The following is a 23,854-nucleotide window of genomic DNA, read 5'->3' on the forward strand; positions in this document are numbered from 1 at the left end:
TATCGGTACAGTTACTCCTTTTTTGCATTGTAGCACGATTGATCCCCCATTACTATTAACTAAGACGGCCGTCTGTAAAAAGTCCCCAGTAGGAGAGATACATACGATGAAAGACCAACAAAAAGCGATTCTTGCGGCATTACTGAATGCAGGGATTACCGGCTTGTCGTTTTTGTTTCTGAAAATGGCACTCGCTGTAACCAGCCCGGTTGATACTTTGGCGCACCGTTTTACCGTGGCATTTATCGCTGCATCTATACCGATCGTGTTTGGGTGGATCAAGCTGTCCATCAAACCAAAAGACATGCTCACGATTATACCGCTTGCCATGCTGTATCCCATTCTGTTCTTTACCCTTCAGGCGTTTGGACTGGTGTATACCACTTCGTCTGAAGCAGGGATTATTCAAGCAACCGTTCCGATTTTTACTATGATCCTGGCGGCATTCTTTTTGGGGGAGTCTTCTACGTGGCTGCAAAAGCTATCCACGCTTTTATCCGTAGGAGGTGTCGTGTACATTTTTGCAATGAAGGGGCTCGGTGTCAGCTCAGGCTCAGGGAGCAGTATCGGTACCATTCTCATCCTGTTATCCGCGTTTTCTTTGGCGGGGTATAGTGTTCTGGCGAGGAAAATGACTAAGTCCTTTCATTATATAGACATGACATATATGGTGGCGTTACTCGGATTTTTGTTTTTTAACGGCTGGTCAGTCATTCGCCATAGTGCAGAGGGGACTTTGTCGACGTATTTTGCCCCTTTCGCCAGCTCATCGTTTATCATCTCCATTGTATTTTTGGGGATACTGTCCTCGCTCATGACGTCTTTTATGACCAACTTTGCCTTGTCCAAGATGGAAGCATCCAAACTCAGCGTGTTTAACAATTTGTCTACGTTGGTTACCATCGTGGCAGGCGTCATCTTTTTGCAGGAACAACTGGCATACTACCATCTTATTGGCGCGGTGATGATTGTTATCGGGGTGATTGGGACGAATTTCCTAGGGGCAAAAGCGAAGAACCAGAATCGCACGCCTCAACCAAAATCCACTTCTGTGTGAGAAAATAAAATGGATAAGCAACGGAGCGAATGTTTATTCATTGGCTCTGTTTGTTTTTGTGGAGGAATCTCTCATCCTTGCTGGTCGCAAAAAAATCATTCTAGACTTGGTGAAACTGTTTACAAATCGTATCATACACGATATAGTTACCTAGATTGTGAGTATAATGACATATGGTGAGATGACGGAATGAAAAAAATTATACATCTGGATTCGATTGAAAAGAGATTTGCAGATACTGTCGTCGTCCCCTCTTTTTCTCTCTCCATTGAAGAAGGGGAGTTTTTGACGTTACTCGGCCCAAGTGGCTGTGGGAAAACGACACTGCTTCGAATGATTGCTGGCTTTGAGCAGCCAACGACTGGGGAGATTTTCCTGGACGAAAAACCACTCAGCCATGTGCCGCCGTATCAGCGCGATATGAACATGGTGTTCCAGCAATATGCTTTGTTTCCACACATGACAGTGGAGCAAAACATCCTGTTTGGTTTGAAAATGAAAAAAGTCAAAGCAGCTGAACAACAAAAGCGTTTGGAGGAAGTACTTCAGTACGTCCAACTGACAGAATTGCGGAAGCGCACGCCAAAGCAGCTGTCTGGTGGACAACAGCAACGCGTAGCAATCGCACGTGCGATTATTAACAACCCACGTGTTCTGCTTCTGGACGAGCCTCTAGGTGCTTTGGACTACCAATTGCGAAAAAGCTTGCAGCTTGAACTGAAAAACTTGCAGAAAAACTTGGGAATAACGTTCATTTACGTCACACATGACCAAGAAGAAGCGATGGCGATGTCCGATCGAATCGCGGTTATGAACAAGGGACGAATTGAACAGATTGCTTCTCCAGCAGAGATTTACAACTCCCCGCAAACCTTGTTTGTGGCTACCTTTATTGGGGAAAACAACATTTTCCGGGAAAACGGAACGAATGCAGCCGTACGTCCAGAAAAGATCAAGTTGTACCCGATTGACTCCGACAAGGATAAACACAAGAAGCTGGGCACCATTGCTGACGCGGTGTTCCTCGGCAATTTGCGCAAGGTATTTATCCGCCTCGAGGGGCAGGATATGACCGTAATGGCACACCAGTACGCAGGTGACGGTCTGGACTGGCAGGTGGGAGATCAAGTGGCCATTGGCTGGGCACAGACGGACGAGGTGATTCTTCCTTGTTAAACAAGAAGCCGGTAAAACTGCTCGCGCTTCCCGCCCTTTTGTGGATGGGTGCGCTTTTCGTCCTGCCTATGCTTATGATCGCCGTACTGTCTTTCCTCAAAAGAGGCACGTACGGGCAAGTTGTCTATGAATTTACGTTGAACAATTACATCCGTATTTTCGATCCGCTGTATGGCCAAATTTTTTGGGATACGCTGGTTGTAGCGGTTTTAACAACGGTATTTTCGATTTTGTGCGGCTATCCGTTAGCGTATTACATTTCACGACTGGAAAAATCGACTCAGCAAATATGGCTTTTGCTCGTGATGATTCCGTTTTGGATCAACTTCTTGGTCCGTTCCTATGCGTGGGTAATCATCCTGCGTTCGCAAGGCGTAATCAATACGTTCCTGCAATCGCTGGGCATTATTTCAGAGCCGTTGCCGCTTCTGTACAATTCGGGTTCTGTCCTGCTCGGGATGGTGTACACACTCATGCCATTCATGGTCCTGCCGATTTATGTGTCACTGGAGCAGATGGATCGTCGTAAGCTGGAAGCAGCGTATGATTTGGGCGCAACACCTTGGAAAGCTTTTTTGCACGTGACCCTGCCGATGACCAAGACAGGTGTCGTCACTGGATCGATCCTCGTATTTGTTTCTTCCATCGGGATGTTCGTCGTTCCGGATGTCATGGGAGGAGCGAAATCGGCTCTGATCGGAAACGTCATTCAAAATCAATTTCTGTCTGCGCGTGACTGGCCGTTTGGTTCTGCCTTGTCCATCGTGCTGATGCTATTGTCCATGCTGTTGATTCTTCTTTATTTCCGCGCTACCAAAGCGAGCGAGACAAAGGAGGGATCAGCATGAAAACATTACGTCGAAACGCACTATCTGGATACTCGTGGCTGATGCTGGTCTTTTTGTATCTGCCAATCTTGATCCTTGTCCTTTATTCGTTCAATGATTCACGGATCAATGCTACGTGGACTGGTTTTACGTGGAAATGGTACGTTTCTTTGTTTGAAAACAGGCAGGTCATGCAAGCGCTGATGAACAGTATGACGATCGGGGTTATCAGCAGCGTCATCGCAACGGTTTTGGGTACGGCTGCCGCTCTGGCGGTCAAGCATTATTCGATTCGTTGGAGCAACATCTTCAACGGGCTGATGTACTTGCCGATTGTCATCCCTGAGATCATGATGGGATTGGCTATGCTCGTGCTGTTTAGCCAGGTACAGATGGAGCTGGGGAAAGTGACCCTGATCCTGGCGCATGTTACGTTTAGCATGCCGTATGTGATGGTCATTATCTCAGGACGTTTGGCTGATATGGGCAAAGAACTGGAAGAAGCGTCTCAAGATTTGGGAGCAACTCCATGGGAGACATTGCGCTATGTGACGCTGCCTCTGATCATGCCAGGGATCATCGCAGGCTTCCTGATGGCGTTTACCCTGTCGCTGGACGATTTCATTATTTCGTTCTTCGTGGCTGGTCCGAATTCGACCACATTGCCACTCTACATTTATGGTTTGGTAAAACGAGGTGTCTCGCCAGAAGTGAATGCACTCTCGACACTTTTGATCGTGAGTACTGTGCTGTTGGTTGTGGTGGCAGAGATTTTCCGCCGTAAAGATTCGAAAAATAATCAATCCATCTTTTAGATCCATCATGGAGTTTTCATAAAAGCAATCCCATAACTGATTTGGAGGTTGAGAGGAAAAAATGAAACGTTTCAAGTCCTTGATGATCGGCGCTTTGACCGCCGCACTTGCGGTGACTGCTGTAGGCTGCTCATCGTCATCTGAGCAAGAACAGCAAGTATTGAATATTTATAGCTGGGCAGACAACTTCGACCAAGACGTCATCAAAGATTTTGAGCAAAAATTCAACGTCAAGGTTAACTATGATGTATACGGCAGCAACGAAGAAATGCTGGCAAAAGTTCAAGCAGGTGCATCCGGCTACGACTTGATTCAACCTTCCGATTACATGGTAGGCACGATGATTCAGCTGGGCCTCCTGGAAGAGTTGAACAAAGCCAACATCCCGAACATGGGCAATATTGTGTCTACGTTCAAGACATCTCCTTATGACAAAGAAAACAAGTATTCACTCGTATATACATGGGGAATTACCGGGATCGCTTACAACAAGAAATATGTAAAAGAAACCCCGACAAGCTGGAACGATCTGTGGAATGAAGCTTACAAGGGCCGTGTCATCATGCTGAACGACCCGCGTGAGGTTATGGGAATGGCACTGATCAAGAATGGCTTCTCCAATAGCACGACGAACAAAGAGGAACTGGAAAAGTCCTTTGCTGATTTGAAAAAGGTAGTACCGAATGTTGTTGCCTTTGATACAGACAACATCAAGCAAAAGATGATTGCTGAGGAAGCATGGATTGGAACGGTTTGGTCCGGTGACGCCGCTTTCATTCACGCACAAAATCCAGATGTTGAGTACGTCATCCCGAAAGAGGGCGCAACGATCTGGGCAGACACGCTGGCAATTCCAAAAGGCGCTAAGAACAAGGAAATGGCTGAGAAGTTTATCAACTACCTGATGGACCCAGAAGTCAGTGTGAAAAACTACGAGTCGATTGGCTACAGCAACCCGAACGAAAAAGCATACCCACTGCACAGTGAAGAATATCGTTCCAATAAGATGGTCTTCCTGGATACAGCGGACATTGCCCGTGCAGAGTGGCTGGTGGATGTAGGAGAAACCTTGCAGCAATACGACCGCTACTGGACTGAAATGAAGAGCGGCAGATAAATAGTGGTGAACGAACCGAGATGGAGTATTTCCGTCTCGGTTTTTTTGTGTTCATTTTGTCTGGGAGCTTACTCTTCGGCTGGAAAGGGGAATAGAGCGAGGGCATTGGAAAAATAATAAGGGGACACCATATATTGGGGTAAAAATAAGATGACAACTAACTTGATTACTGAATCCGTTAGCGAGACGCGAGAAAGATTATGGGATCACATGCGAAATCCGCGATTGGTGTTTCGTAACCTTTCTTGTGGAACCAATAGCTTGTTGCTAGCCTACCTCCCCTATCTAGTGGATACGGTAATTCTCCAGCAGGTGTTGCTTCCCTATTTTGAAAGGTTACCTGACGAGAAGATCGTTCCTGATACGATTTTGGGGAATGTTCCTGTTGCTCATGTCACCCAAACCATGGATTACAGTCAAATCAGCGATTATCTCGTGAGAGGATGGATTTACCTTCAAATAGAAGGAACGGCGTGCGGGATTCTTCTCTACGTAGCAAGAATGCCGAGTCGTTCTTTGGGAGAGGCTCAGGTCGAAACCCAAATTTTTGGTCCCCAGGTTTCTTTTACGGAAGCCTTGGAAACCAATTTAGGGGTTCTACAGGGATATCTGTCGACTGATTTGCTTACCAACGTATCCATTACGATTGGGAAACGTAGCATGACGAATGTGGAAATATGTTACATGGAGGAACTGGCTGCTCCTGAAAATGTGCAAACCGTCATTCAGCGTATAAGCGATCTAGATATAGACGGCGTGATTGACAGCGGAAAATTGGTTCAAATGATTGATGACAATACGTTTTCTATTTTTCCGCAGCTAATCCTAACAGAACGACCTGACCATGTAAGTGAAGCCCTGTTAGAAGGAAAGGTTGTCGTGTTTGTGGAGGGGAGCCCGTTTGCTATCGTCGGTCCCAGTTCCTTCGTTGACTTTTTCAAGGCCAATGAAGATCTCTATATTCGGTGGCAAATGGCTTCTTTCATTCGATTGTTACGTTTCTCGGCCCTTTTTGTCTCTTTGTTTTTTACAGCTACTTATGTGGCTGCACTTACGTTTCACTATGAAATGATTCCATCTGCTCTCCTTGTATCGCTAGTAAAGTCTCGTTCCAAGGTGCCTTTTCCCCCGTTGTTTGAAGCTTTGCTGCTTGAGATGATTATTGAATTCTTGCGGGAGGCTGGAGCAAGACTTCCTTTCAAAGTTGGGCAAACGATAGGGATCGTCGGCGGTATCGTAATTGGACAGGCAGCCGTTGCAGCGGGTTTTACCAGTAACATCTTGATCATGATTGTGGCACTCAGTGCATTAGCTTCGTTTACTTTTCCTTCCTACATGATGAGTACGGCAGTACGCATCCTCCGCTTTCCGATTATCCTGTTAGCTGGAATTTGGGGAGGGTTTGGTATTATGCTTGGCGCGTCTTTTCTATTGATACACATTCTACGTCAATCAAGTCTGGGACGTCCGTTTTTTCTCCCGTTTTTTCCTTTTCGCTTGCAGGATTTTAAAAACAGTCTGATCCGGTTTCCTTTTGACTCTCTCGGCAAGCGTCCGGTTATGACACGTTCTCCTGACGATACCCGTGTGCCTGATGAAGTAGGGAAAAAAAGACCAGTTCAGTAGGTTAGGTGTTGAATGTGAATGTCACTATCCACTTTTCGGCGGAATAGCCATATGGCTATCAGCGTATCGCTTGCGCTATTTATGGTTCATGGCAATCAGGTTGGAATCGGCATAGCGGGCGTACAACGGTTTATTTATGATAGGGTGCAACAAGACGCTTGGATTGCGGTCATAATAGCAGGCATTATGACCCATATAGCAGCTTGGTTCATGCTAAAAATCCTAGCGAAATTCAAAGACATGGATTTGTATGACATTCATCAAAGTGTGTTTGGAAGATGGCCAGCTCGCGTACTCAATTTCATCTTTATCATATATATCATGGGTTCTGCCTTAACGATCTTGAGAGGGTACATCGAGATTATTCAGTCATGGATGTTTCCAGAAGTGCCTTCTTGGATATTAAATGCCTCCTTGCTTTGCCTGACCATTTATGGAGTGACGGGTGGCATTCGGGTGTTGGCTGGCATTAGCTTTTTTTCTGTTGGATTGACGATTTTGCAGCTGTTGCTCATGGCTTATCCCTTGCAATACGCTGATTTTCATTTATTGCAGCCAGTATTTCATCATGACATTGGACAGTTGTTGGACGGTGCGAAGAAGATGTCTTTTTCCACTATCGGATTTGAGATTATTTTGTTCATCTATCCTTTTGTGAAGGAAAAGAAAATACTACCGCGGTATGTACATGGTGGGTTGTTTATGACTACCTGCTTGTATGTTGTCGTCATGCTGGTTACACTCTTGTACTTTCAAGGCGAACAGCTTCAGCATCTTATCTGGGCAACGTTCATGATGATGAAAATTGTAGAGTTTCCGTTTTTGGAGCGTTTTGAGTTTGTCTCCATTTCACTGTGGATGCTCGTCATGCTGGATAATTTGCTGATGGACTTGTGGATAGCCATGCGGGGGGTTCACCATATTAGTGGGGTCAAGGAAAGAATGGCCCTTTTCGGGATTGTTGGTGTCATGTTTTTTGCTAGCAACTTTTTGGAAACACGCCAGTCGATTAATCTCATCACGGATATTTTCGGTGGAGTAGGTTTCTATATCATTTTTATTTATCCTATCGTGCTTTATGTAGTGATTCGGCTGTTTCGGAAAGGAGCAGTCCGGACATGAAAAGGTTACGTTTGCTTGTTCACTATTTATTAGTGGTCGTGTTATTGAACGGCTGTGGGGAACAACATGTATTAGAAAAGTTGGGACTGGCGGTTGCAGTGGGGTACGATCTTAGTAAAGACGGAAAGCTTTTAGGTACCACGGTATTTTATCAAATTGATCCGGAGGCACGTGAGTTGGTTACTGTGATTTCTGGCACAGCGCATACAAGCAAAGGACTTACCGTTGCACAGAACAGGGAGTCTTCCAAAAAAATTGTAGGCGGTCAAATTCGCGTCGTGGTCTATCATGATGAGCTAGCGCGTAAAGGGATCCTTTCTCTTGTGGAAAACTTAACGCGTGATGCCTCCATTGGAAGCAATGTCTATTTAACTGTAGCCAAAGGGCGAGCTTATGATATTTTGACACATCGCTATCCCGAGAACAGCAACATTGGAATTTACCTCTATCAAGCCATACGACAGAACGTCGATGGAGAGAATATGATCTCCTCGAAACTTCATGAGTTTATGAAAGATTTTTATGCAATCGGGAAAGATCCTGTGATGCCTTATATCGAAAGAGTAAAGAATGAATTGCATATTAATCAAATTGGTCTGTTTCGAGATGATCGATTGGTGGCAGAGATTACAACAAGGGAGGGATTTTTCCTCAAGGTATTACGTGAGCGTTACAATAAGGGAGAATTGGAAATAAACATTTCCCTCGATAAAAAGCGTATTTTTACTGTCATTGAACATATCTCAAGCAAAAAGCAAATGAAAGTGCTGGATTTGGAGAAACCAAGATTTTCTGTGAAAGTCAAGATGACAGCGCAGATTCAGGAAATGGCTGAAAAAATTGATTTATCAAAGCCTGAGCAATTGAAAAAGGTACAAAAAGCAATCGAACTGGCAGTGAAAAAAGAGACGGAACATTTACTGGAAAAGTTAAGAAAATACGACGTAGATCCGGTAGGATTTGGGGAAATCTACAATATAGCCAGTCAAAAGAGCGGGAAAAAGAAATTGAGTAAAGATGAATGTCGGGAAATCATCAAAAGGGCGAAATATGATGTAGATGTCGAGATCAAGATTTTACGTACAGGCGTCATTGGGTAATCACAGGACCGTTTGAAAAGGCATGGATCGGAGAGATTTTCCGCTCATGCCTTTTTTTGTTTTCAACACTTTGCCACATCAGATAGCCCGATGGAGCCATATAGATTCTCGTAGTATTTTGATAGGATTAAGGACGAAATAAGGAAGCAGGTGATAGGGTGACATATAACATCAGACATTATGCGGTTGTGTTTTTGCTCGCCTTCTTACTTGTACTGACAACGGGTATGACGACTGCTTACGCCCATGCTGGGTTGATGAGCAGCTCACCGCAAGATGGTGAGGTACTGAAGGCGAATCCGGGACAATTTTCTGCGCGGTTTACCGAAACATTGGAGCCAGACCTCGTTACCGTTCGTCTATTTGACTGGGACGGCAAGGAAATAAAAGTAGAGCGGCCGACATTGCAGCCGGGTGATGCCTCGCAGTTAAATGCGAATCTACCGAGCGATTTGGCTGAAGGGACGTATTCGGTTATCGTGTCGGTCGTTTCCGAGGATGGACATCCAATTGAAGAGAAGCTCACGTTTTCCATCGGACAAAAAAGTGCGGTCGTGGTTCCGCCAAGTGAGCAAAAAGCAGATTCAAGCTACTTGATCATGTACCGCTATTTAGCGCAAGGGATTATTCTCGTAGGTGGCGGCTTGTATCTGGTAGCGTGGGCAGCACAGCGTCATGGCTTGCCTTCGCTTGCCCAGCTCATCGGGATTGGCAGACAAATCGGATGGAGTTTGGCGATAATCGGACTTATTTTTTTGTGGTTCTTGTATGACGAAGCGTTAACGGTTGTATCACTTACGCAAGCACTGTGGCAGATGGACGGGAACTTGCTCAGTCAGTCTCCGTTTGCGATCATGCTGCTGGTGTCCTTTGCATTACTGCTATTGATGGCGATCCCCAATATGGTGTCTGGCTGGTATGTGGGAATCTGGATTCTCGTGATCAGCGCACAAGCTTTTGGTGGTCATGCATGGGGCATTGCTCCTGTCTGGCTGTCCATTTTGCTGAGACTGTTGCATGTATTGACGGTCGCCGTGTGGATGGGGGCACTTGTCTACTTGCTACTAACAGTCAAGGTAGCTGAAAGAGGACAGGAGTCGTTCAAGAGGTTCTTTTTGCAGACAGTTGCTGTGGCGGCAGTGCTTGCTGTTGTGACGGGTGTTGTCATGCTCATCGTGCAGACGGATGTCATGAGTATTTTCCAGAGTACAGCGGCATGGAGCTATCTGTTATATGGAAAAATAGCAAGTGTCTGCCTCATACTTCTTCTAGCCTTTAGGCAAACAAGACGTTGGCGGACGAAAAATACCTTGCAGCCCGCTTACTTGCGTTGGGAAATAATATTCGGGATTATCGCTGTTCTGGCTGGACTTTGGATGAGCCAGATCAACTACCCGACTGCGACGACAAATAATCAGGCCGTGATTCAAAATGATAAAAACTAGGGAGGATTTCATACGATGAAAATGACAAAATGGATGAGCAGTGTACTGGTAGCAGGTGCAGTTTTGACATTGGCGACAGCAGCACAAGCACATGTGAACGTATATCCGAAAGAGACTACTACAGGCTCCTATGAAAAATACTCAGTGCGTGTCCCAGTAGAAAAAGACGTCAATACGACAAAAGTGAAGCTGGAATTCCCGGTAGGTGTGAAGGTAAATACTGTACAACCGATTCCGGGCTGGACCTACGAGTTCGAAAAAGATAAAGACGGTGTGAACACAGCGCTTGTGTGGACAGCAACAGAAGGCGGAATCAAGGCGCATGAGTTCCAAGAGTTCACGTTTGTAGGGGCAAACCCGAAAGAAGAAGGCCAATTGGCTTGGAAGGCTTATCAGACCTATGCAAATGGCGAGGTTGTGGAATGGACAGGGGACAAGGATTCCAAAACGCCAGCATCTGTTACTACCATTAAGGCTGGTGTAGGCGAAGCGGGGCATGAGCATGGACAAGAACAAAAGCCAGCAACCGCTCCTGCCGGAGAAGCGGCTGGTGCAGGCAGCAACAATACCTTGCCATTGGTACTTTCTGGTTTGGCGTTGCTGATTTCCATCGTTGGTCTGTTTAGAAAAAAAGCGTAAGTGCTTCATAATCAAGCTGTGCAGTGTGTCCAATCATGCTGCACAGCTTTTTTCCATTGTATGACAATTAAAATCATTCTATAATAGCTGTAATTACTTTCGGAGGTGCATATCACATGTTAAAAACACTATTCAGAGCAAGCAAGTACACAGAAGGAAAAATAGGAACGGCAGCATGACGCGTACGCATTTTGCACAGTAGAGGATTGTAGAGTAACAATCAGTATGTGATAACGGAACGCGTCATCTGCCTAAAAAAGGTGGATTCTGCTTCCATGTCTATGAATGCGACAAAAGTATATACGATCAAAAGCTTTTTGACTTCCCTGGCCAATACGACCATGTTCACGACCTATGCGCTTTACTACATCGTGACACTGGGTTTTAACCCGTTTGAATTGCTTTTGATCGGGACGGTATTGGAGTTATCCGTGTTGGTGTTTGAAGGGATAACAGGAGTAGTTGCGGATACGTACAGTCGCCGTCGCTCCGTCATTATCGGGATGTTTTTGCTGGGAATCGGATTTGCAATGCAGGGGATTGTTCCCACGCTTGATGCTTGGGTACCGTTTATTTCTGTCTTCGGCTTGGTGCTGTTTTCGCAAGTCGTCAGTGGTCTCGGGTATACGTTTATCAGTGGAGCGGATACTGCATGGATTGTGGATGAGGTCGGAGAAGAGAAGATCGGTACGATTTTCATGAAGGCCAAGCGCTACTCCTTGTTTGGGAATCTGCTCGGGATTGCACTGAGTGTGGCATTGGCAACACTCGCTCCCAACTTGCCTTACCTCATAGGTGGCCTCATGTATCTGGGGCTTGGTGTCTTTCTGATTCTGTGCATGAAGGAGACCGGTTTTATTCCTCGTGAGCGTGAGCAAGGTGCTTCCCACGTGAAGGAAATGATTCAGACGTGGACTTCGGGTGCCAAAGTGATTCGCAGCCAGCCGATTCTGATGTTGATCTTGTTCGTGACGCTATTTACGGGTGCAGCTTCTGAAGGGTATGACCGTTTGTGGGAAGCGCATTTGATCGCAGAAATTGGCTTTCCAGAGCTGGCTGCTATTTCGATGCCAATGTGGTTCGGGATCATTGCCGCACTCGCAAGCTTACTCGGCCTCATCGTCGTAGGCGTTGTGGAAAAAAGGCTGGATGTGAACAATGAGCGGGTTGTCCTTGTGGGCATGTTCACGTTGACGGGTCTCAAAATTGCAGCGATGATTGCTTTTGCCTTTTCTCCTAGCTTTAGCTGGGCGTTAGTAGCATTGCTGTTGATCGGTGTGATCCAGTCATTAAGCAGTCCGCTGTATGATACGTGGCTGAATCTGAACATTGAGAGCAGTGTGCGAGCGACGGTTTTGTCGATGATGGGTCAGTCCAATGCCTTGGGACAAACGGCGGGTGGTCCGGCTGTCGGATGGATCGGGACCCGGTTTTCGATTCGCGCTTCGCTGGTTGCGGCGGCCATCTTGTTGGCACCGATTCTGATTGTGTTCGGACGTGCGCTTAGAAGGCGCTGAGTTGTAACAAGCATAAGGCATGTGTCCATTTTTAGGGCGCATGCCTTTTTTGTTGAGGGAATAGTTGGGTGTTGAAAACAAACTTGCGAACAAATGTTCTCTTTTGGTATGATGATCTCAACAACAAGAAGACACATTTTGTGGTGGTGGCAGCATGATGATTTTGGAGTTGAGAAGGTACGCGGCCCGGCAGCAAGCAGTGGAGATCATCTATTTGAAGAAGAATGGAGAGGCTAGCAGGCGTACGATCCGTATTGTGCATATTGATGAGAGCAAAGGGAGCTTGAAAGCATACTGTTATAGGAGGAAGGCGTTTCGCGTGTTTGTGTTGGATAACATTTTTGCGATCGCACCTGTGTCTGGTCATTTTGCCGGATGAAAAGGAATCATCCTCCACGCCCCCAGCCTGTTCCAGCGGTACTATGTTATACTAAATAGGTAAACAACTTCAAAAAAGAGGAAGGGCGGGGACAAATTATGGAGTTCTTCATTGTCATCGTCATCATGTTTTTGATCGTAGTATTTGTCTTGGCGTCCAAAGCTGCAAAAGGCGGAAGTGGGCGCTCTCATTCCTCTTCAGACAGTGGGGGCGGAGCCTTCTATGTCGACAGCAATCACAATCACCATCATCGAAATCACGACTCAGGCGATCGTTGGGATAGCTATGACAGCGATAGCGGAAGTGGTGGAGACAGTGGTGGTGGCGGAGATAGCGGAGGAGGCGGCGGCGGGGGAGATTGACGCTGTTGCATTTTGTTTCATTATGGTACAATAATTGGGAAATATGATTCCAAACCTGAATGATAGGTTTGCTAAAGGAGAGATGTTTTATGGTAGCCATCAAATTTGTTCAGAGTGTCGTAGTCGGGGTCACAGGAATCCTCCTTTCAAGCGAACAGTAATATCGTTCACCAAATGAGGATTCGACTGTGACTGGTTCTGGCTGATAGCCATATATTTAACCAATTGCAGGGGGAATCCGCAGTGAATCAACTAACCAATCAACAAGTATTGCAATCTATGGGCTGGAATGAGTATTTTGCTAATCATTTTGCCCCTTATGCCGAGCAAGGCTACAGTGTGGGACGTATCACACTCGAACATAAACGTATTTATCGTCTGTGGAGTGAGCATGGTGAACTCTTGGGCGAAGTAACGGGTAAGCTTCGTTATGAAGCCATCGGACGAGAAGATTTTCCGGCTGTCGGGGACTGGGTAGTGATCAGTGCCCGTCCTGAGGAAAAGAAAGCTTCCATCCACGGACTTCTTCCACGTAAGAGCAAGTTTTCCCGCAAAGTAGCTGGGGATACAGTGGAAGAGCAGATTGTGGCCGCAAACGTCGATACCGTTTTCCTTGTGAATTCCTTAAATAATGATTTAAATCTGCGCAGGATAGAACGTTATCTCATTCTTGCGTGGGAAAGTGGAGCCAATCCGGTGATTGTGCTATCCAAAGCAGATTTGTGTGACGATTTGGATGCATGTTTGGCAGAGATAGAATCAGTCGCAATCGGAGTGCCTGTTCACGTAGTCAGTGCTGAGCAGGGAGAAGGACTGGATCAGCTCGACCCTTATCTGGGCGAGGGCCAGACGATTGCCTTGATGGGTTCCTCTGGTGTTGGCAAATCCACGTTGATCAATAAATTGAGCGGAGCGGAAATGCAAAAAGTCAGTGGCGTGCGCGAAGGTGATGACCGTGGCCGCCATACGACGACCCATCGCGAACTGTTCCGATTGCCGAGTGGTGCTCTGATGATCGATACACCGGGCATGAGGGAGCTGCAGCTCTGGGAGGCAGATGAAGGCTTCCGCGGTGCCTTTGACGATATCGAGTCCATTGCGGAAACATGCCGTTTCAATGATTGTAAGCATATGCGAGAGCCTGGCTGTGCTGTTCAAGCTGCCATCCAATCTGGATCATTGGAAAAAGCACGCTTTGACAGTTACCTGAAGCTTCAACGAGAATTGGCACATCTGGCGCGCAAAGAAGACGCAAGGCTTGCAGCTGCTGAAAGGGATAAATGGAAAAAGATCAACGTTCAAATGCGGGAGAAAAAACCGAAGCGATAAACACGAGAGCCCTTGAGAAATCAGGGCTCTTTCCTTTATATGGACAAGTAAGCGCTTCCTTTTGTTTTCAAAAATTAACGCTTGCTCATAACGCGAGAGTTATGATAGATTTGGTCAATACTCGTTATTACACTTCGAAATAAATAGATATAGGTAGCTCGTATAATTTTGGGAATAAGGCCCATCCGTTTCTACCAGGTGACCGTAAATCACCTGACTACGAGTGAAAGTGCGTCTAGGGTTCCGTTTCTTTCCTATTCGAATAATAGGGTTGAAAGAAAGCTGGTCCGAGCGACGCAGGCACGATTGATGTGTCACACCTAAGGGATAAAAGCCCAGAGGGACAGTTTCACTTGGCGTTGGTTTGTTACGTAGCCCGCTTGTGACACTGTCCGCTCTGGGCTTTCTATATTTCAGCAGGCTACAGATATAAAAGTGGCCGGAACCATACCCGAGGAGGAAGAATTGATGAAAGAATTACAAGAGCGCATCGTACAGGACGGCAAGGTACTGTCGGCATCCGTTTTGAAGGTGGATGCGTTTTTGAACCACCAGGTAGATCCACAATTGACGATGAAGATCGGACAGCGTTTTGCCGAGCTGTTCGCTGGTGAAAAAATCACAAAAGTCGTGACGATTGAGGCAAGTGGCATTCATTTTGCAATGGCGACTTCCTTTGCGTTGGGTGTTCCCTTTATCTACGCGAAAAAGAAAAAAGCTGTCACGTTGACAGAGGAAGTATACTCTGCTCCTGTTCATTCCTTTACTCGCCAGGAAACGTATCAAATCAGTGTTTCCCGTCAGTATTTGTCTAAAGAAGACCGCGTATTGATTGTCGATGACTTCTTAGCTACGGGAGCTGCTCTGGTGGGACTTACGAATATTATCAAAGATGCCGGTGCTCATCTCGTCGGGGTTGGCGCTGTTATCGAAAAAAGCTTCCAGGAAGGCCGTGGTCTCTTGGAGCAAGCTGGCGTACGAATCGAATCATTGGCACGTATTGAATCGATGTCACCAGAAGGCATTCACTTTATTGAAGAAGAGCCTGCACGCGTATAATCAAAAAATGAATAGGAGGTAAGGGTTCACTCATGCTAGCCAAACATAAAATTGTTACTTTGGGCTTACAGCACATCCTCGCCATGTATGCAGGAGCAGTCGTCGTACCGTTGATTATCGGTGGTGCTCTGAATCTGACTCCTACGCAAATCGCTTATTTGATTGCTGCCGACCTTTTCACATGTGGAATCGCGACGCTCTTGCAAGTCCTTGGCACGCGTTATACAGGGATTCGCCTTCCCGTTGTGCTAGGATGTACGTTTACGGCAGTAGGACCGATTATCGCGATTGCTTCTACGAGCAATTTAGCGACCGCTTACGGTGCCATCATCATATCGGGTATATTCGTTGTCTTGGCAGCTCCACTGTTTGGCAAGCTGCTGCGCTTTTTCCCAACCGTGGTACAAGGTTCAGTCGTTACGATCATTGGTCTGTCGCTCATTCCCGTTGCGATGAACAACGCCGCTGGCGGACAAGGCATGCCGGACTTTGGACAACCGCACAATTTGCTTTTGGCTTTAGGAACGTTGGTTATCATTTTGCTTATTAATCGTTTCTTTACCGGATTTATTCGTGCGATTTCCGTATTGCTCGGGTTGATTGTCGGTACGGCTGTAGCTTATATGATGGGGATGGTCAGCTTCGCGAGTGTAGCGGAAGCCTCCTGGTTTAGCGTGGTTGAACCGTTTTACTTCGGTACACCACAGTTCAGTATTGTCGCCATTGTTACCATGATTCTCGTCAACATCATCAGCATGGCTGAGTCCACAGGTGTTTACTTTGCACTCGGTAAAGTGACCGATACAAAAGTAACAGATCAAGATGTAGTCAAAGGATTGCGTGGGGAAGGGGTCGCAATTGTACTGGGCGGCATTTTCAACGCATTCCCTTACACGGCTTTTTCGCAAAACGTTGGTCTGGTTTCCTTGACTGGCATTAAATCGCGCGATGTGATGATTGGTGCCGGTGGAATTCTGGTTGTTCTCGGACTACTGCCGAAGCTGGCTGCTTTGACAACGGTCATTCCTAACGCGGTATTGGGTGGAGCGATGATCGCTATGTTCGGGATGGTTGTTGCATCTGGTATTAATATTCTCTCGCAGGTTGACCTGAACAAAAACGAAAATCTGCTGATCGCTGCTTGCAGTATCGCTGTTGGACTAGGCTCTGCTGCAGTTCCAGCGATGTTTGATCAACTGCCTACGTTGGCAAAAATGATGCTGCAAAATGGTATCGTGACAGGTTCTTTGACTGCCGTCATCTTGAACATCTTGCTCGTTCATACGAATAAAAAAGCATCTCAGACTGCTCCGGCAAATGTAACTGTTTCGGAAGCGTCTTAACCTTATCAAACAATGAACCGCCATTTCCTGGTTAGACAGGGAGTGGCGGTTTTTCCTTTTATCGTGGCTGCGGTGGAGAGAAGAATATTTCCAGTCTAGGCTCCAGGCTCCGTCCTGCAGGAGGCCAAGACTGCCCGCTTCGAAGGGACTCGCGGGGAAACGCAAAAGTGGTAGCCGCTTCGTAGCTCGGGCACGTTGCGTTTCTGTTGCCCGCGAATCCCTTCTCCGCTCGGTAGGACTCCACAAGTCGCTACGTCTGGAAATATTCTTCTCAGGCGTAACTGATGACATCTCTTTCTAAGGTTTTTAAAAATCGATTAACACGGAAATTCGTAGAGGAAACAGGAGAAATAAGCGAAGATCTTTAGGACACAGACCGAGGCGCAATGAAAAAAAGAGAAACAAGCTTTTAGCGTCCACCTCTGAGACGCCTCCTGAATGGACCACTTTGGACGCGGGTTTCGCTTTTTTTCATGGAGTCGGGTAGTCAATCCTACTGCGGGTGGCCCAAGAAGCTGAGCGTTTTCTCTTGTTTCCTCCCCACCACTACAGCAACAACTTAGGATTCCTCATGTGAATAATTTAGTGGGAAATGGAAGAAAGATAGAAGGAATCCGATGATGAAAATTGCTGCTGTTACCTAGTTATTCAAAAAGGAGTTCTTGCATGTCTCCGTACGTTTTTCCCATTCAATATGCTTTTCTTGTTTTTATGTTAGGGTGCTATGTTTTATTTGTTCCCTGGCTTATTTACACCTATAGAAAAGATGGGTTTTTCAGTTGGTGGCGGTTCATTTTAAGCTCTTCCTTTCTGTTTTATTTGCTATGCGCTTTGTTTTTGGTGCTGCTTCCTTTGCCCGCTACAAGGGACACTTGCGCCATGCAAGCAGAGAATACCGTTTATTATTCGTTGATACCGTTTACCTTTGTCCGTGATATTCTCAAGGAAACTTCGTTTGTATGGTCACAGCCATCCAGCTATATTCAGCTCGTGAAAAAGCAAGCATTCTTGCAAGCCGCTTTTAATTTTTTGCTATTATTCCCTTTCGGCGTCTACCTTCGCTACTTTTTCCAGAAGCGGGAATATTGGAAACGGGCTTTGGGGCTCGGCTTTGCGTTGTCACTGTTCTTTGAAGTCACACAATTAACAGGGATCTATGGAATTTATCTTTGTCCGTATCGCCTGTTCGATGTCGATGATCTCATACTCAACAGCAGCGGTGCTTTATTTGGTTTTTTCGTTGCACCGATTATACTGGCTTTGTTCCCGTCTACTAAGAGCATAGCAGCGAAAAGAGCCAGTGTGATGGAGAGTGATATCGTCCTCCCAGTACCGCAGTTGCTGGCGTTGTTGATCGACTGTATCGTAGTCCAGTTTATGTCCGGTCTATTTGACGTTTTTCTTCCGTTTGGCTGGCTGACAGAGCTGATCAGTACCTCACTCGGTATAGTGCTTGGCTTCTATTTCATTCCGCTATTATGGAATGGAAAGACGATTGGAACAGCGATTTTGCGGTTCAGACTGGTGAACGAAGATTCCAGAAAGCCCTCCGCAACATCTTTATTCAAGCGATTTCTCGCCCTGTATTTCACATGGTTTATCATGTATACCTCGAATGCAATCAGTCAAATAGAAAGATGGATGGAGTCGGCCTTTTATCCATTCCTCATCCTTTTCACCTTTGGCGTCATCGTAGTAATTACGCTTGCACTCCTCATTCATGGTCTGCTCGTTTTGTTTTCCCGAGGCAGGCGCCGATTTTATTTTGACTATGCATCCGGTCTCAGACCCAGTCGAAAATAGTGCTCGCAAGATTTTGGTAGATACGTCTGGAAACAGGAGAAATAAGCGAAGATCTTTGGGACACAGCCGAGGCGCAATGGAAAAAGAGAAACACGCCCTTAAGCGTCCACCTCTGAGAAGCCTCTTTGAACCTCTACTTTGGACGCGGTTTCGCTTTTTCCATGGAGCCGTGCAGTCAATCCCCCAAGCAGGTGGCCCAAGAAGCTGGAGCGTTTTCTCCTGTTTCCTCCCACCACGACAGCTCGAACAACAGGTTCTAAAAAAGGCTTCCCCGCAATGACAAGCGTCCAACAGTGCTGGCCAAGTTTTACATACGATGACATGTAAAACAAACTACCTCCAGAAAGGAAGGGGTGCCATGGCAACCTTTCAGGAAGCGCTTCTGGCCAAGAAGCATTTGGTCAAAAGGTGGAAGCGAATGCCGGGCGTAATTGGCATCGGGATTGGCTATGCAAACGGAAATAACAAAAAAGACGGCGCCTGCATTGTGATGTATACCGTAAATGCGAGTGCCGCCGTGAAGAAGGTATGCCCAAGTTGCGTCCGTGTCAAAAGTCAGGTGTCGACAGCCCATGTATCCGTTCCTGTTCGAACGGTCACCTCTGGACGGTGCCATTGTCATCCTGCTGTACGTCCCTCTGCAACGAATTATCGCAGCAGAATCAGACCTGTGATCGCTGGATACAGCATCGGCTATCCAGGGGCGTCCGGAACGGCTGGGTTAATCGTTGCGCGAGGAGGCCAACGGTTTGTGTTGAGCAACAATCACGTCCTGAATCGAAACAATACGAGTGGCTATACCGAGACCATCCAGCCTGGCGGAGCAGACGGAGGTCGTTCAGGAAGAGATCGAATCGGACGCTTGTATCGCTATGTTCGTCTTCGGAGAAATGCAGTGAATCGAATGGATGCAGCGATTAGTATCCCTACTTCCAATCGACTCCTTGCCCCTCGGTATGCAACAGTAGGCAGAGTACCAGGTGTTATACGTTCGTATGGCATCGGGCGCAGATTGAAAAAAGTGGGCCGTTCATCAGGGCTGGCATGGGGAACGGTTGAATCCATCCACACCGATATTGATGTCAGTTACGGGAACTACGGAGGGCTGGGGACCATCCGTTTTCAGAATCAGACGGTCATCAGAAGTACGGTTCCCATCTCCTTACCTGGAGATTCTGGCTCTGTTTGGCTGACTGCGGGCAATTACGCTGCAGCCGTGAATTTTGCTGGTTCAGCCAATGGCAGGCTCTCGATTTCGTATCCGGTTGTCTGGGCATTGCAAGCGCTTGGTGTCGGGGTAGCAAGATCAGCAGGGAGAACTGGCAAGTCAGTTGCCAAAGCCAAAAGAGTCAGGAGAAACAACGCTCGTACGAGACCACTGTCTGCCACTGAGTTAAACCGTGTTCAAACAAAAAAAGCTGCCTCCAAAAGGCAGCTGAGCAAGAAAAAGACGAATAGATAATAGCATTAGGAAACTTCTTTGGCTAACTGATCCAGTATGTGGAGAATGCGGTTTGAGATATCTTCTAGCGTATCAAACGCAGCTTCTGCTTCCTCTAGTTTTCCTTGCTTGACGAAATAGTAAATCCGCCGAACAGTTTCGTGGAACTGTCGATGAGGCACATCTAATTGCTTGAAAGAGGGCAAGGTGCTCACGGATGGATTGTTCAGGGCTTCGTCATACCAAATCCCCAAGCGGCATTGATGATGGTCGACGAGTTCTTTTTCATCAATGTGGTGATACCCAAGCATGAAGTTGTATAGCCACCATTTCCATAAGAGATGGTCGGTTTTGACGATTCGCAAGTAATGTTTGGTCTTTAAGTGGCTCGTTTGTGTGATGCTTAGCTTGTGCAGGCTATTAATGCCGGCGCCAACATCATAAACGTTTTTACCCGCATTCGAGACATGCGAAGAGACTTGCTCCATATTCGTCTGGACTTGCGATATGCGCATCGAAATGTCATCTGTGGCAGCAGACTGCTCTTGTGCTAATGCTGCAATGTGTCCGGTGGAATGCCCGACAGTCTCAATATTTTGCACAATATCTCCTAATATCCCAATCGCATCACGTGTCTGATTCGCTTTATCGTTAAAATGGTCGCTCATGAGAGTGGCCGTTTCTTTTACCTGGACAGCTTCGTTCTGGACGTTGTTGATTGTGGCCGTAATGCTTTGAACGGATTGCTTGGTTTGTTCGGCGAGCTTTCGCACTTCATCTGCCACGATAGCAAAGCCACGCCCGTGTTCGTTGGCTCGCGCTGCCTCAATCGACGCATTCAATGCAAGAAGATTGGTTTGATCGGCAATATTGCGTATGACTTGGACGACCTGGGAAACTTCTGCAATGGACGTCATTAACTGCGAAATTTTTGTTTGCATCTCTTGGAATTCATCTGCCATGGAAAGAAAGCTAGTCAATGACTCTTGGATAATATCTTTGCCCATCGTCGCTTGCTCGATTGTTGTGGAAGCACTCTCTGCAACGGAGACCGCTGATTGAGCCACTTTTTGCACAGATTCGCTTAGTTGTTCGGCAGCAGATCCCACATTGCCAGCTTCCTCAGTCGTATCCTCAAGTGTGTCCAGCACATGCTTGAATTTATCAATCTGAATCACTAACTCCAGAACTTCGCCCAGGCGATCAATAACTTTGTAATCATTATCCTCCTGATACGATTGGAGGACGATTTGCGAATCAAGCGTGATGATCTTCATGAATGCCAACAGGACGGAAGATAGTTCTTGGGGACGTTTCGAATAAGTGTTGACGATTGCGGGAATCAAAAATTCATAGACCCGCAAGTAAGAGCCCGTATACCATTCTGGCGCAAGTCCAATTTTGCTGTGGACCTCTCCGATTTTCTTACGCCCGGCTACATAGGCGTCGTCTAGCTTGGCATGTGGAAGCGATTGCAAATAGTGACGAAAGGATACAGCCAATCGATCAACCGTCGTATGCGTTTCGATGATTTGCATAAGATGGGGGTATTGGCGAAGCATGTGGTAATGACGCTCTGTAATGGCCTCTAGGTGTTGGGTTAGGAGTGGTTCAATTTGTTTCAACTGATCAAGGTCTGTCTGATTCATTTGCAAAAAATGAACTTTTCCCTGTAGCTGATCGGGCATTTGGACATCGCTTTTTTGAATTGAGGCGGTAACGGTTTGAGCGCCACGCTTACCAAACATAAAATCCCTCCATATTTTTACGAAAAACGGGCCTATTCATCAAAAGAATAGGCCGTAAGTGCTTTTTAGATTATAGCATTCACGAATGGAGTTGAATCTTTGGAACTATTGTGATTTTGTGAAAAGTATATTAAGAAATGGGCAGCGTCATCCATTATTCAAAAAAGGTCATGTGATGCTTTTCGTCCCGGTAATAGGCGAGGCGGTCCTGGAGAGCGCCTGTATGTAATTCGAATTTATGCCCATCAGGGTCGGTGAAATAAATGGAACGCTTATCCCGCTCCGAACGATCCCGTCCATGCAAAATGGTAACGCCGTGCTTTTCTAAATGAGCGTACCACTCATCAAATGACTCTTCTGAGATCGTGAAGGCCATGTGTGTATAGGAGTGAGTAATTTCATTGCGTGGGATGTCTGATTCCTCATTCAGCGCCAACCAGTGGCCATTCAGGTCAAAATAAGCCAGCTTGCGACCTCGTACAAGTGGTTTGGCATGCAGGACATCCCGGTAAAAACAAAAAGATTTCTCCAGATCTGAGACAGAGAAAAGCAAATGATTCAATCCTTGAAGTTGCGGCAATACGTCCCCCACCTTTTTAGCAATAATCTTGCAACTATTGCTATTGTATGAGGAAAACAGGCAAACCACCAGTCTATCCCGGGTCTGCCTGCCATTTGTTTAGGATTGACTTTGTTGAGCTTGCGCTTGGGTTTGCAGCGTGGATTGGACTTGGGATACCATCGTTTGCGCTTGGGCAATTTCCTGAGACGCTTGCTTCAAGGCTTCTTCGGCGAGCTGTGGATTGGCTGCAGATTGCTCGATCGCTTGCGTAATCATATTTTTTGCCAGCGTGGTGGCTACCTCTGCTTTTTTAAGCGAGTCGGTGTTAATTTGGCTAGGCATGATATACCTCCTGCGGGTTTCGATGATGGGAACACCGTATTAATTTACCCCGCACGCAACGGTTTATGTATGATAGATACGCGTCCAACCGTTTTCCTCCCGCGATGCATAGTCTGACAGGGGGAGGGACGTCAGATGAAAAAGCAATGGGTGCAAGTCATTCGATTGGCAGAGCAAGCTTTCTTTACGATTATTTTTTCAGCGCATAAGCGGGTGGGGGATCGCGGAATCATTTTGCCCAAGCGGTTTCATTCCAAGTTAAAAATTCGCCGTTTCCTGCAAAAATTCATGACCCCTTGTCTGGCAAATCGAGTGATCGGCAATCTTGATTTGCGGCGAATAAACGGACAACTCGCGATCCCTGTAGGTGATACGATCGGGGCACCACCGATTGTTAAATCAAAGGTCCTCTCTTCGGGCAGCAGGTGTGCGACGCTTGTGGTCTGGTTTGCCTTCGATTCAAGTGATCGATTTTTCCGTGTGTACCAGTTGAAAAAGCTTCCGAATGAGCGCTGGATCGTTGTAGGGCGTCATCCGCTGGACTATCCGTTTAACCTTCCGCAGGATTTCCTGAAACGACAAATACCATGTGGGAAAATCTGTACATCATGGAGAGGGAAGTTAAAAACTAGGAAAAAATGACTATCTTCCAAAAAAATCCGGTATTGATATTGGTTCAATTTGCCTGTATAGTATGTAAGTGTTGCAATACTTATCGGAAATTGTCGAATGAGAGAAGTTCCGATATGGCTGGAAATCGGGAAGTAGCTCAGCTTGGTAGAGTACTTGGCTTGGGACCAAGGGGTCGCAGGTTCGAATCCTGTCTTCCCGACCATGTTTTGTTTTGAATAGGCCGGTATGGCGGAATTGGCAGACGCGCGCGACTCAAAATCGTGAGGGAAACCGTGGGGGTTCAAGTCCCTCTACCGGCACCAGCAATCTATACATATGGTTTTCGTTATAAGGTGGGGAACAGTGAGTAGGCCTGTTTCTCACTTTTTTTTGTTCTTACAATCATTGTCCATTATACCGACAATAGATAGGG

At 46.5% G+C, this 23,854-nt stretch carries 23 protein-coding genes, 2 tRNA genes and 1 riboswitch; of the genes, 21 read left to right on the forward strand and 4 right to left on the reverse strand.

Annotated features, from left to right (window positions below; genetic code table 11):
- The first annotated feature begins 106 nt into the window (after positions 1–106).
- From HPY27_RS23425 to HPY27_RS23505, 17 genes are all read left to right on the forward strand, one after another.
- Positions 107–1,057, forward strand: a complete 951-nt coding sequence (locus HPY27_RS23425; RefSeq protein WP_173623960.1) for a DMT family transporter — start codon at positions 107–109, stop codon at positions 1,055–1,057.
- A gap of 189 nt (positions 1,058–1,246) precedes the next feature.
- Positions 1,247–2,233, forward strand: a complete 987-nt coding sequence (locus HPY27_RS23430) for an ABC transporter ATP-binding protein (RefSeq protein ID WP_017252041.1) — start codon at positions 1,247–1,249, stop codon at positions 2,231–2,233.
- Positions 2,234–2,277: 44 nt separating this feature from the next.
- Positions 2,278–3,081, forward strand: a complete 804-nt coding sequence (locus HPY27_RS23435) for an ABC transporter permease (RefSeq protein WP_174226121.1) — start codon at positions 2,278–2,280, stop codon at positions 3,079–3,081.
- Positions 3,078–3,875 carry an ABC transporter permease gene (locus HPY27_RS23440; RefSeq protein WP_017252039.1) on the forward strand — a complete coding sequence of 266 codons (798 nt, stop codon included), beginning with the start codon at positions 3,078–3,080 and terminating at the stop codon, positions 3,873–3,875. Before HPY27_RS23435 ends, HPY27_RS23440 begins: the two co-directional genes overlap by 4 nt.
- Before the next feature lie 61 nt (positions 3,876–3,936).
- Positions 3,937–4,992 (forward strand): polyamine ABC transporter substrate-binding protein, encoded by a 1,056-nt coding sequence (locus HPY27_RS23445; RefSeq protein WP_174226098.1) that lies wholly within the window; start codon positions 3,937–3,939, stop codon positions 4,990–4,992.
- A 150-nt stretch (positions 4,993–5,142) separates the two neighbouring features.
- Positions 5,143–6,618, forward strand: coding sequence for a spore germination protein (locus HPY27_RS23450; protein WP_174226099.1), 1,476 nt, complete (start codon positions 5,143–5,145; stop codon positions 6,616–6,618).
- 18 nt (positions 6,619–6,636) lie between these two features.
- Complete coding sequence (locus tag HPY27_RS23455; protein ID WP_174226100.1) at positions 6,637–7,740, forward strand: GerAB/ArcD/ProY family transporter; 1,104 nt, start codon at positions 6,637–6,639, stop codon at positions 7,738–7,740.
- Positions 7,737–8,840, forward strand: a complete 1,104-nt coding sequence (locus HPY27_RS23460; protein WP_017252035.1) for a Ger(x)C family spore germination protein — start codon at positions 7,737–7,739, stop codon at positions 8,838–8,840. Before HPY27_RS23455 ends, HPY27_RS23460 begins: the two co-directional genes overlap by 4 nt.
- Positions 8,841–8,998: 158 nt before the next feature.
- A complete protein-coding gene (locus HPY27_RS23465; RefSeq protein ID WP_174226101.1) occupies positions 8,999–10,285 on the forward strand; it encodes a copper resistance CopC/CopD family protein in 1,287 nt (428 codons plus the stop codon).
- 15 nt (positions 10,286–10,300) lie between these two features.
- Entirely contained in the window at positions 10,301–10,924 is a 624-nt protein-coding gene (locus HPY27_RS23470) for a YcnI family copper-binding membrane protein (protein WP_017252033.1), read from the forward strand.
- Positions 10,925–11,199: 275 nt separating this feature from the next.
- A complete protein-coding gene (locus tag HPY27_RS23475; protein ID WP_026043359.1) occupies positions 11,200–12,441 on the forward strand; it encodes an MFS transporter in 1,242 nt (413 codons plus the stop codon).
- A 154-nt stretch (positions 12,442–12,595) separates the two neighbouring features.
- Entirely contained in the window at positions 12,596–12,820 is a 225-nt protein-coding gene (locus tag HPY27_RS23480) for a WYL domain-containing protein (RefSeq protein WP_017252031.1), read from the forward strand.
- Between the two features lie 98 nt (positions 12,821–12,918).
- Positions 12,919–13,182 (forward strand): hypothetical protein, encoded by a 264-nt coding sequence (locus tag HPY27_RS23485; RefSeq protein ID WP_017252030.1) that lies wholly within the window; start codon positions 12,919–12,921, stop codon positions 13,180–13,182.
- A 243-nt stretch (positions 13,183–13,425) separates the two neighbouring features.
- Positions 13,426–14,511, forward strand: coding sequence for a ribosome small subunit-dependent GTPase A (gene rsgA / locus HPY27_RS23490; RefSeq protein WP_017252029.1), 1,086 nt, complete (start codon positions 13,426–13,428; stop codon positions 14,509–14,511).
- A 138-nt stretch (positions 14,512–14,649) separates the two neighbouring features.
- Positions 14,650–14,751, forward strand: a riboswitch (purine riboswitch).
- A gap of 228 nt (positions 14,752–14,979) precedes the next feature.
- Positions 14,980–15,570: a xanthine phosphoribosyltransferase gene (locus tag HPY27_RS23495; protein WP_017252028.1), complete on the forward strand. Its 591-nt coding sequence runs from the start codon at positions 14,980–14,982 to the stop codon at positions 15,568–15,570.
- Positions 15,571–15,602: 32 nt separating this feature from the next.
- Positions 15,603–16,913 carry a nucleobase:cation symporter-2 family protein gene (locus HPY27_RS23500; protein WP_017252027.1) on the forward strand — a complete coding sequence of 437 codons (1,311 nt, stop codon included), beginning with the start codon at positions 15,603–15,605 and terminating at the stop codon, positions 16,911–16,913.
- 666 nt (positions 16,914–17,579) lie between these two features.
- Positions 17,580–18,716 (forward strand): VanZ family protein, encoded by a 1,137-nt coding sequence (locus tag HPY27_RS23505; RefSeq protein ID WP_174226102.1) that lies wholly within the window; start codon positions 17,580–17,582, stop codon positions 18,714–18,716.
- Between the two features lie 98 nt (positions 18,717–18,814).
- On the opposite strand, the gene HPY27_RS23510 is transcribed toward HPY27_RS23505, so the two are convergent.
- Positions 18,815–19,039 carry a hypothetical protein gene (locus tag HPY27_RS23510; protein WP_069847964.1) on the reverse strand — a complete coding sequence of 75 codons (225 nt, stop codon included), beginning with the start codon at positions 19,037–19,039 and terminating at the stop codon, positions 18,815–18,817.
- Positions 19,040–19,074: 35 nt separating this feature from the next.
- Between HPY27_RS23510 and HPY27_RS23515 the strand changes: the two genes are divergently transcribed.
- Positions 19,075–20,178, forward strand: coding sequence for a chymotrypsin family serine protease (locus tag HPY27_RS23515; RefSeq protein WP_174226103.1), 1,104 nt, complete (start codon positions 19,075–19,077; stop codon positions 20,176–20,178).
- A gap of 5 nt (positions 20,179–20,183) precedes the next feature.
- Here HPY27_RS23515 and HPY27_RS23520 read toward each other — a convergent pair whose 3' ends face one another.
- The 3 genes from HPY27_RS23520 to HPY27_RS23530 all read right to left on the reverse strand — a co-directional run bounded on the left by HPY27_RS23520 (position 20,184) and on the right by HPY27_RS23530 (position 22,809).
- Complete coding sequence (locus HPY27_RS23520; RefSeq protein ID WP_017250695.1) at positions 20,184–21,905, reverse strand: protoglobin domain-containing protein; 1,722 nt, start codon at positions 21,903–21,905, stop codon at positions 20,184–20,186.
- A 154-nt stretch (positions 21,906–22,059) separates the two neighbouring features.
- Positions 22,060–22,485, reverse strand: a complete 426-nt coding sequence (gene fosB, locus HPY27_RS23525) for a metallothiol transferase FosB (RefSeq protein WP_173623952.1) — start codon at positions 22,483–22,485, stop codon at positions 22,060–22,062.
- A gap of 99 nt (positions 22,486–22,584) precedes the next feature.
- The gene (locus HPY27_RS23530) at positions 22,585–22,809 is read right to left on the reverse strand and encodes a hypothetical protein (RefSeq protein ID WP_007722024.1); all 225 of its coding nucleotides are present in this window, start codon (positions 22,807–22,809) and stop codon (positions 22,585–22,587) included.
- A gap of 135 nt (positions 22,810–22,944) precedes the next feature.
- Here HPY27_RS23530 and HPY27_RS23535 point away from each other — a divergent pair, with 135 nt between their 5' ends.
- The 3 genes from HPY27_RS23535 (at position 22,945) to HPY27_RS23545 (ending at position 23,744) form a co-directional block, all read left to right on the forward strand.
- Positions 22,945–23,451 carry a hypothetical protein gene (locus tag HPY27_RS23535; protein WP_174226104.1) on the forward strand — a complete coding sequence of 169 codons (507 nt, stop codon included), beginning with the start codon at positions 22,945–22,947 and terminating at the stop codon, positions 23,449–23,451.
- 116 nt (positions 23,452–23,567) lie between these two features.
- Positions 23,568–23,644 (forward strand) — tRNA-Pro (locus HPY27_RS23540).
- Between the two features lie 17 nt (positions 23,645–23,661).
- A tRNA-Leu gene (locus HPY27_RS23545) sits at positions 23,662–23,744 on the forward strand.
- Positions 23,745–23,854 lie beyond the last annotated feature (110 nt).

This window comes from Brevibacillus sp. HB1.1 (genome assembly GCF_013332445.1).
Lineage (GTDB): Bacteria > Bacillota > Bacilli > Brevibacillales > Brevibacillaceae > Brevibacillus > Brevibacillus porteri.

Bases quoted from the DNA above. Each gene is read 5' to 3' on its own strand.
- HPY27_RS23425 (WP_173623960.1), top strand. From the start codon at position 107: ATGAAAGACCAACAAAAAGCGATTCTTGCGGCATTACTGAATGCAGGG.
- HPY27_RS23430 (WP_017252041.1), top strand. From the start codon at position 1,247: ATGAAAAAAATTATACATCTGGATTCGATTGAAAAGAGATTTGCAGAT.
- HPY27_RS23435 (WP_174226121.1), top strand. From the start codon at position 2,278: ATGGGTGCGCTTTTCGTCCTGCCTATGCTTATGATCGCCGTACTGTCT.
- HPY27_RS23440 (WP_017252039.1), top strand. From the start codon at position 3,078: ATGAAAACATTACGTCGAAACGCACTATCTGGATACTCGTGGCTGATG.
- HPY27_RS23445 (WP_174226098.1), top strand. From the start codon at position 3,937: ATGAAACGTTTCAAGTCCTTGATGATCGGCGCTTTGACCGCCGCACTT.
- HPY27_RS23450 (WP_174226099.1), top strand. From the start codon at position 5,143: ATGACAACTAACTTGATTACTGAATCCGTTAGCGAGACGCGAGAAAGA.
- HPY27_RS23455 (WP_174226100.1), top strand. From the start codon at position 6,637: ATGTCACTATCCACTTTTCGGCGGAATAGCCATATGGCTATCAGCGTA.
- HPY27_RS23460 (WP_017252035.1), top strand. From the start codon at position 7,737: ATGAAAAGGTTACGTTTGCTTGTTCACTATTTATTAGTGGTCGTGTTA.
- HPY27_RS23470 (WP_017252033.1), top strand. From the start codon at position 10,301: ATGAAAATGACAAAATGGATGAGCAGTGTACTGGTAGCAGGTGCAGTT.
- HPY27_RS23475 (WP_026043359.1), top strand. From the start codon at position 11,200: ATGTCTATGAATGCGACAAAAGTATATACGATCAAAAGCTTTTTGACT.
- HPY27_RS23480 (WP_017252031.1), top strand. From the start codon at position 12,596: ATGATGATTTTGGAGTTGAGAAGGTACGCGGCCCGGCAGCAAGCAGTG.
- HPY27_RS23485 (WP_017252030.1), top strand. From the start codon at position 12,919: ATGGAGTTCTTCATTGTCATCGTCATCATGTTTTTGATCGTAGTATTT.
- HPY27_RS23495 (WP_017252028.1), top strand. From the start codon at position 14,980: ATGAAAGAATTACAAGAGCGCATCGTACAGGACGGCAAGGTACTGTCG.
- HPY27_RS23500 (WP_017252027.1), top strand. From the start codon at position 15,603: ATGCTAGCCAAACATAAAATTGTTACTTTGGGCTTACAGCACATCCTC.
- HPY27_RS23505 (WP_174226102.1), top strand. From the start codon at position 17,580: ATGTCTCCGTACGTTTTTCCCATTCAATATGCTTTTCTTGTTTTTATG.
- HPY27_RS23510 (WP_069847964.1), bottom strand. From the start codon at position 19,039: ATGTCATCGTATGTAAAACTTGGCCAGCACTGTTGGACGCTTGTCATT.
- HPY27_RS23515 (WP_174226103.1), top strand. From the start codon at position 19,075: ATGGCAACCTTTCAGGAAGCGCTTCTGGCCAAGAAGCATTTGGTCAAA.
- HPY27_RS23520 (WP_017250695.1), bottom strand. From the start codon at position 21,905: ATGTTTGGTAAGCGTGGCGCTCAAACCGTTACCGCCTCAATTCAAAAA.
- HPY27_RS23530 (WP_007722024.1), bottom strand. From the start codon at position 22,809: ATGCCTAGCCAAATTAACACCGACTCGCTTAAAAAAGCAGAGGTAGCC.
- HPY27_RS23535 (WP_174226104.1), top strand. From the start codon at position 22,945: ATGAAAAAGCAATGGGTGCAAGTCATTCGATTGGCAGAGCAAGCTTTC.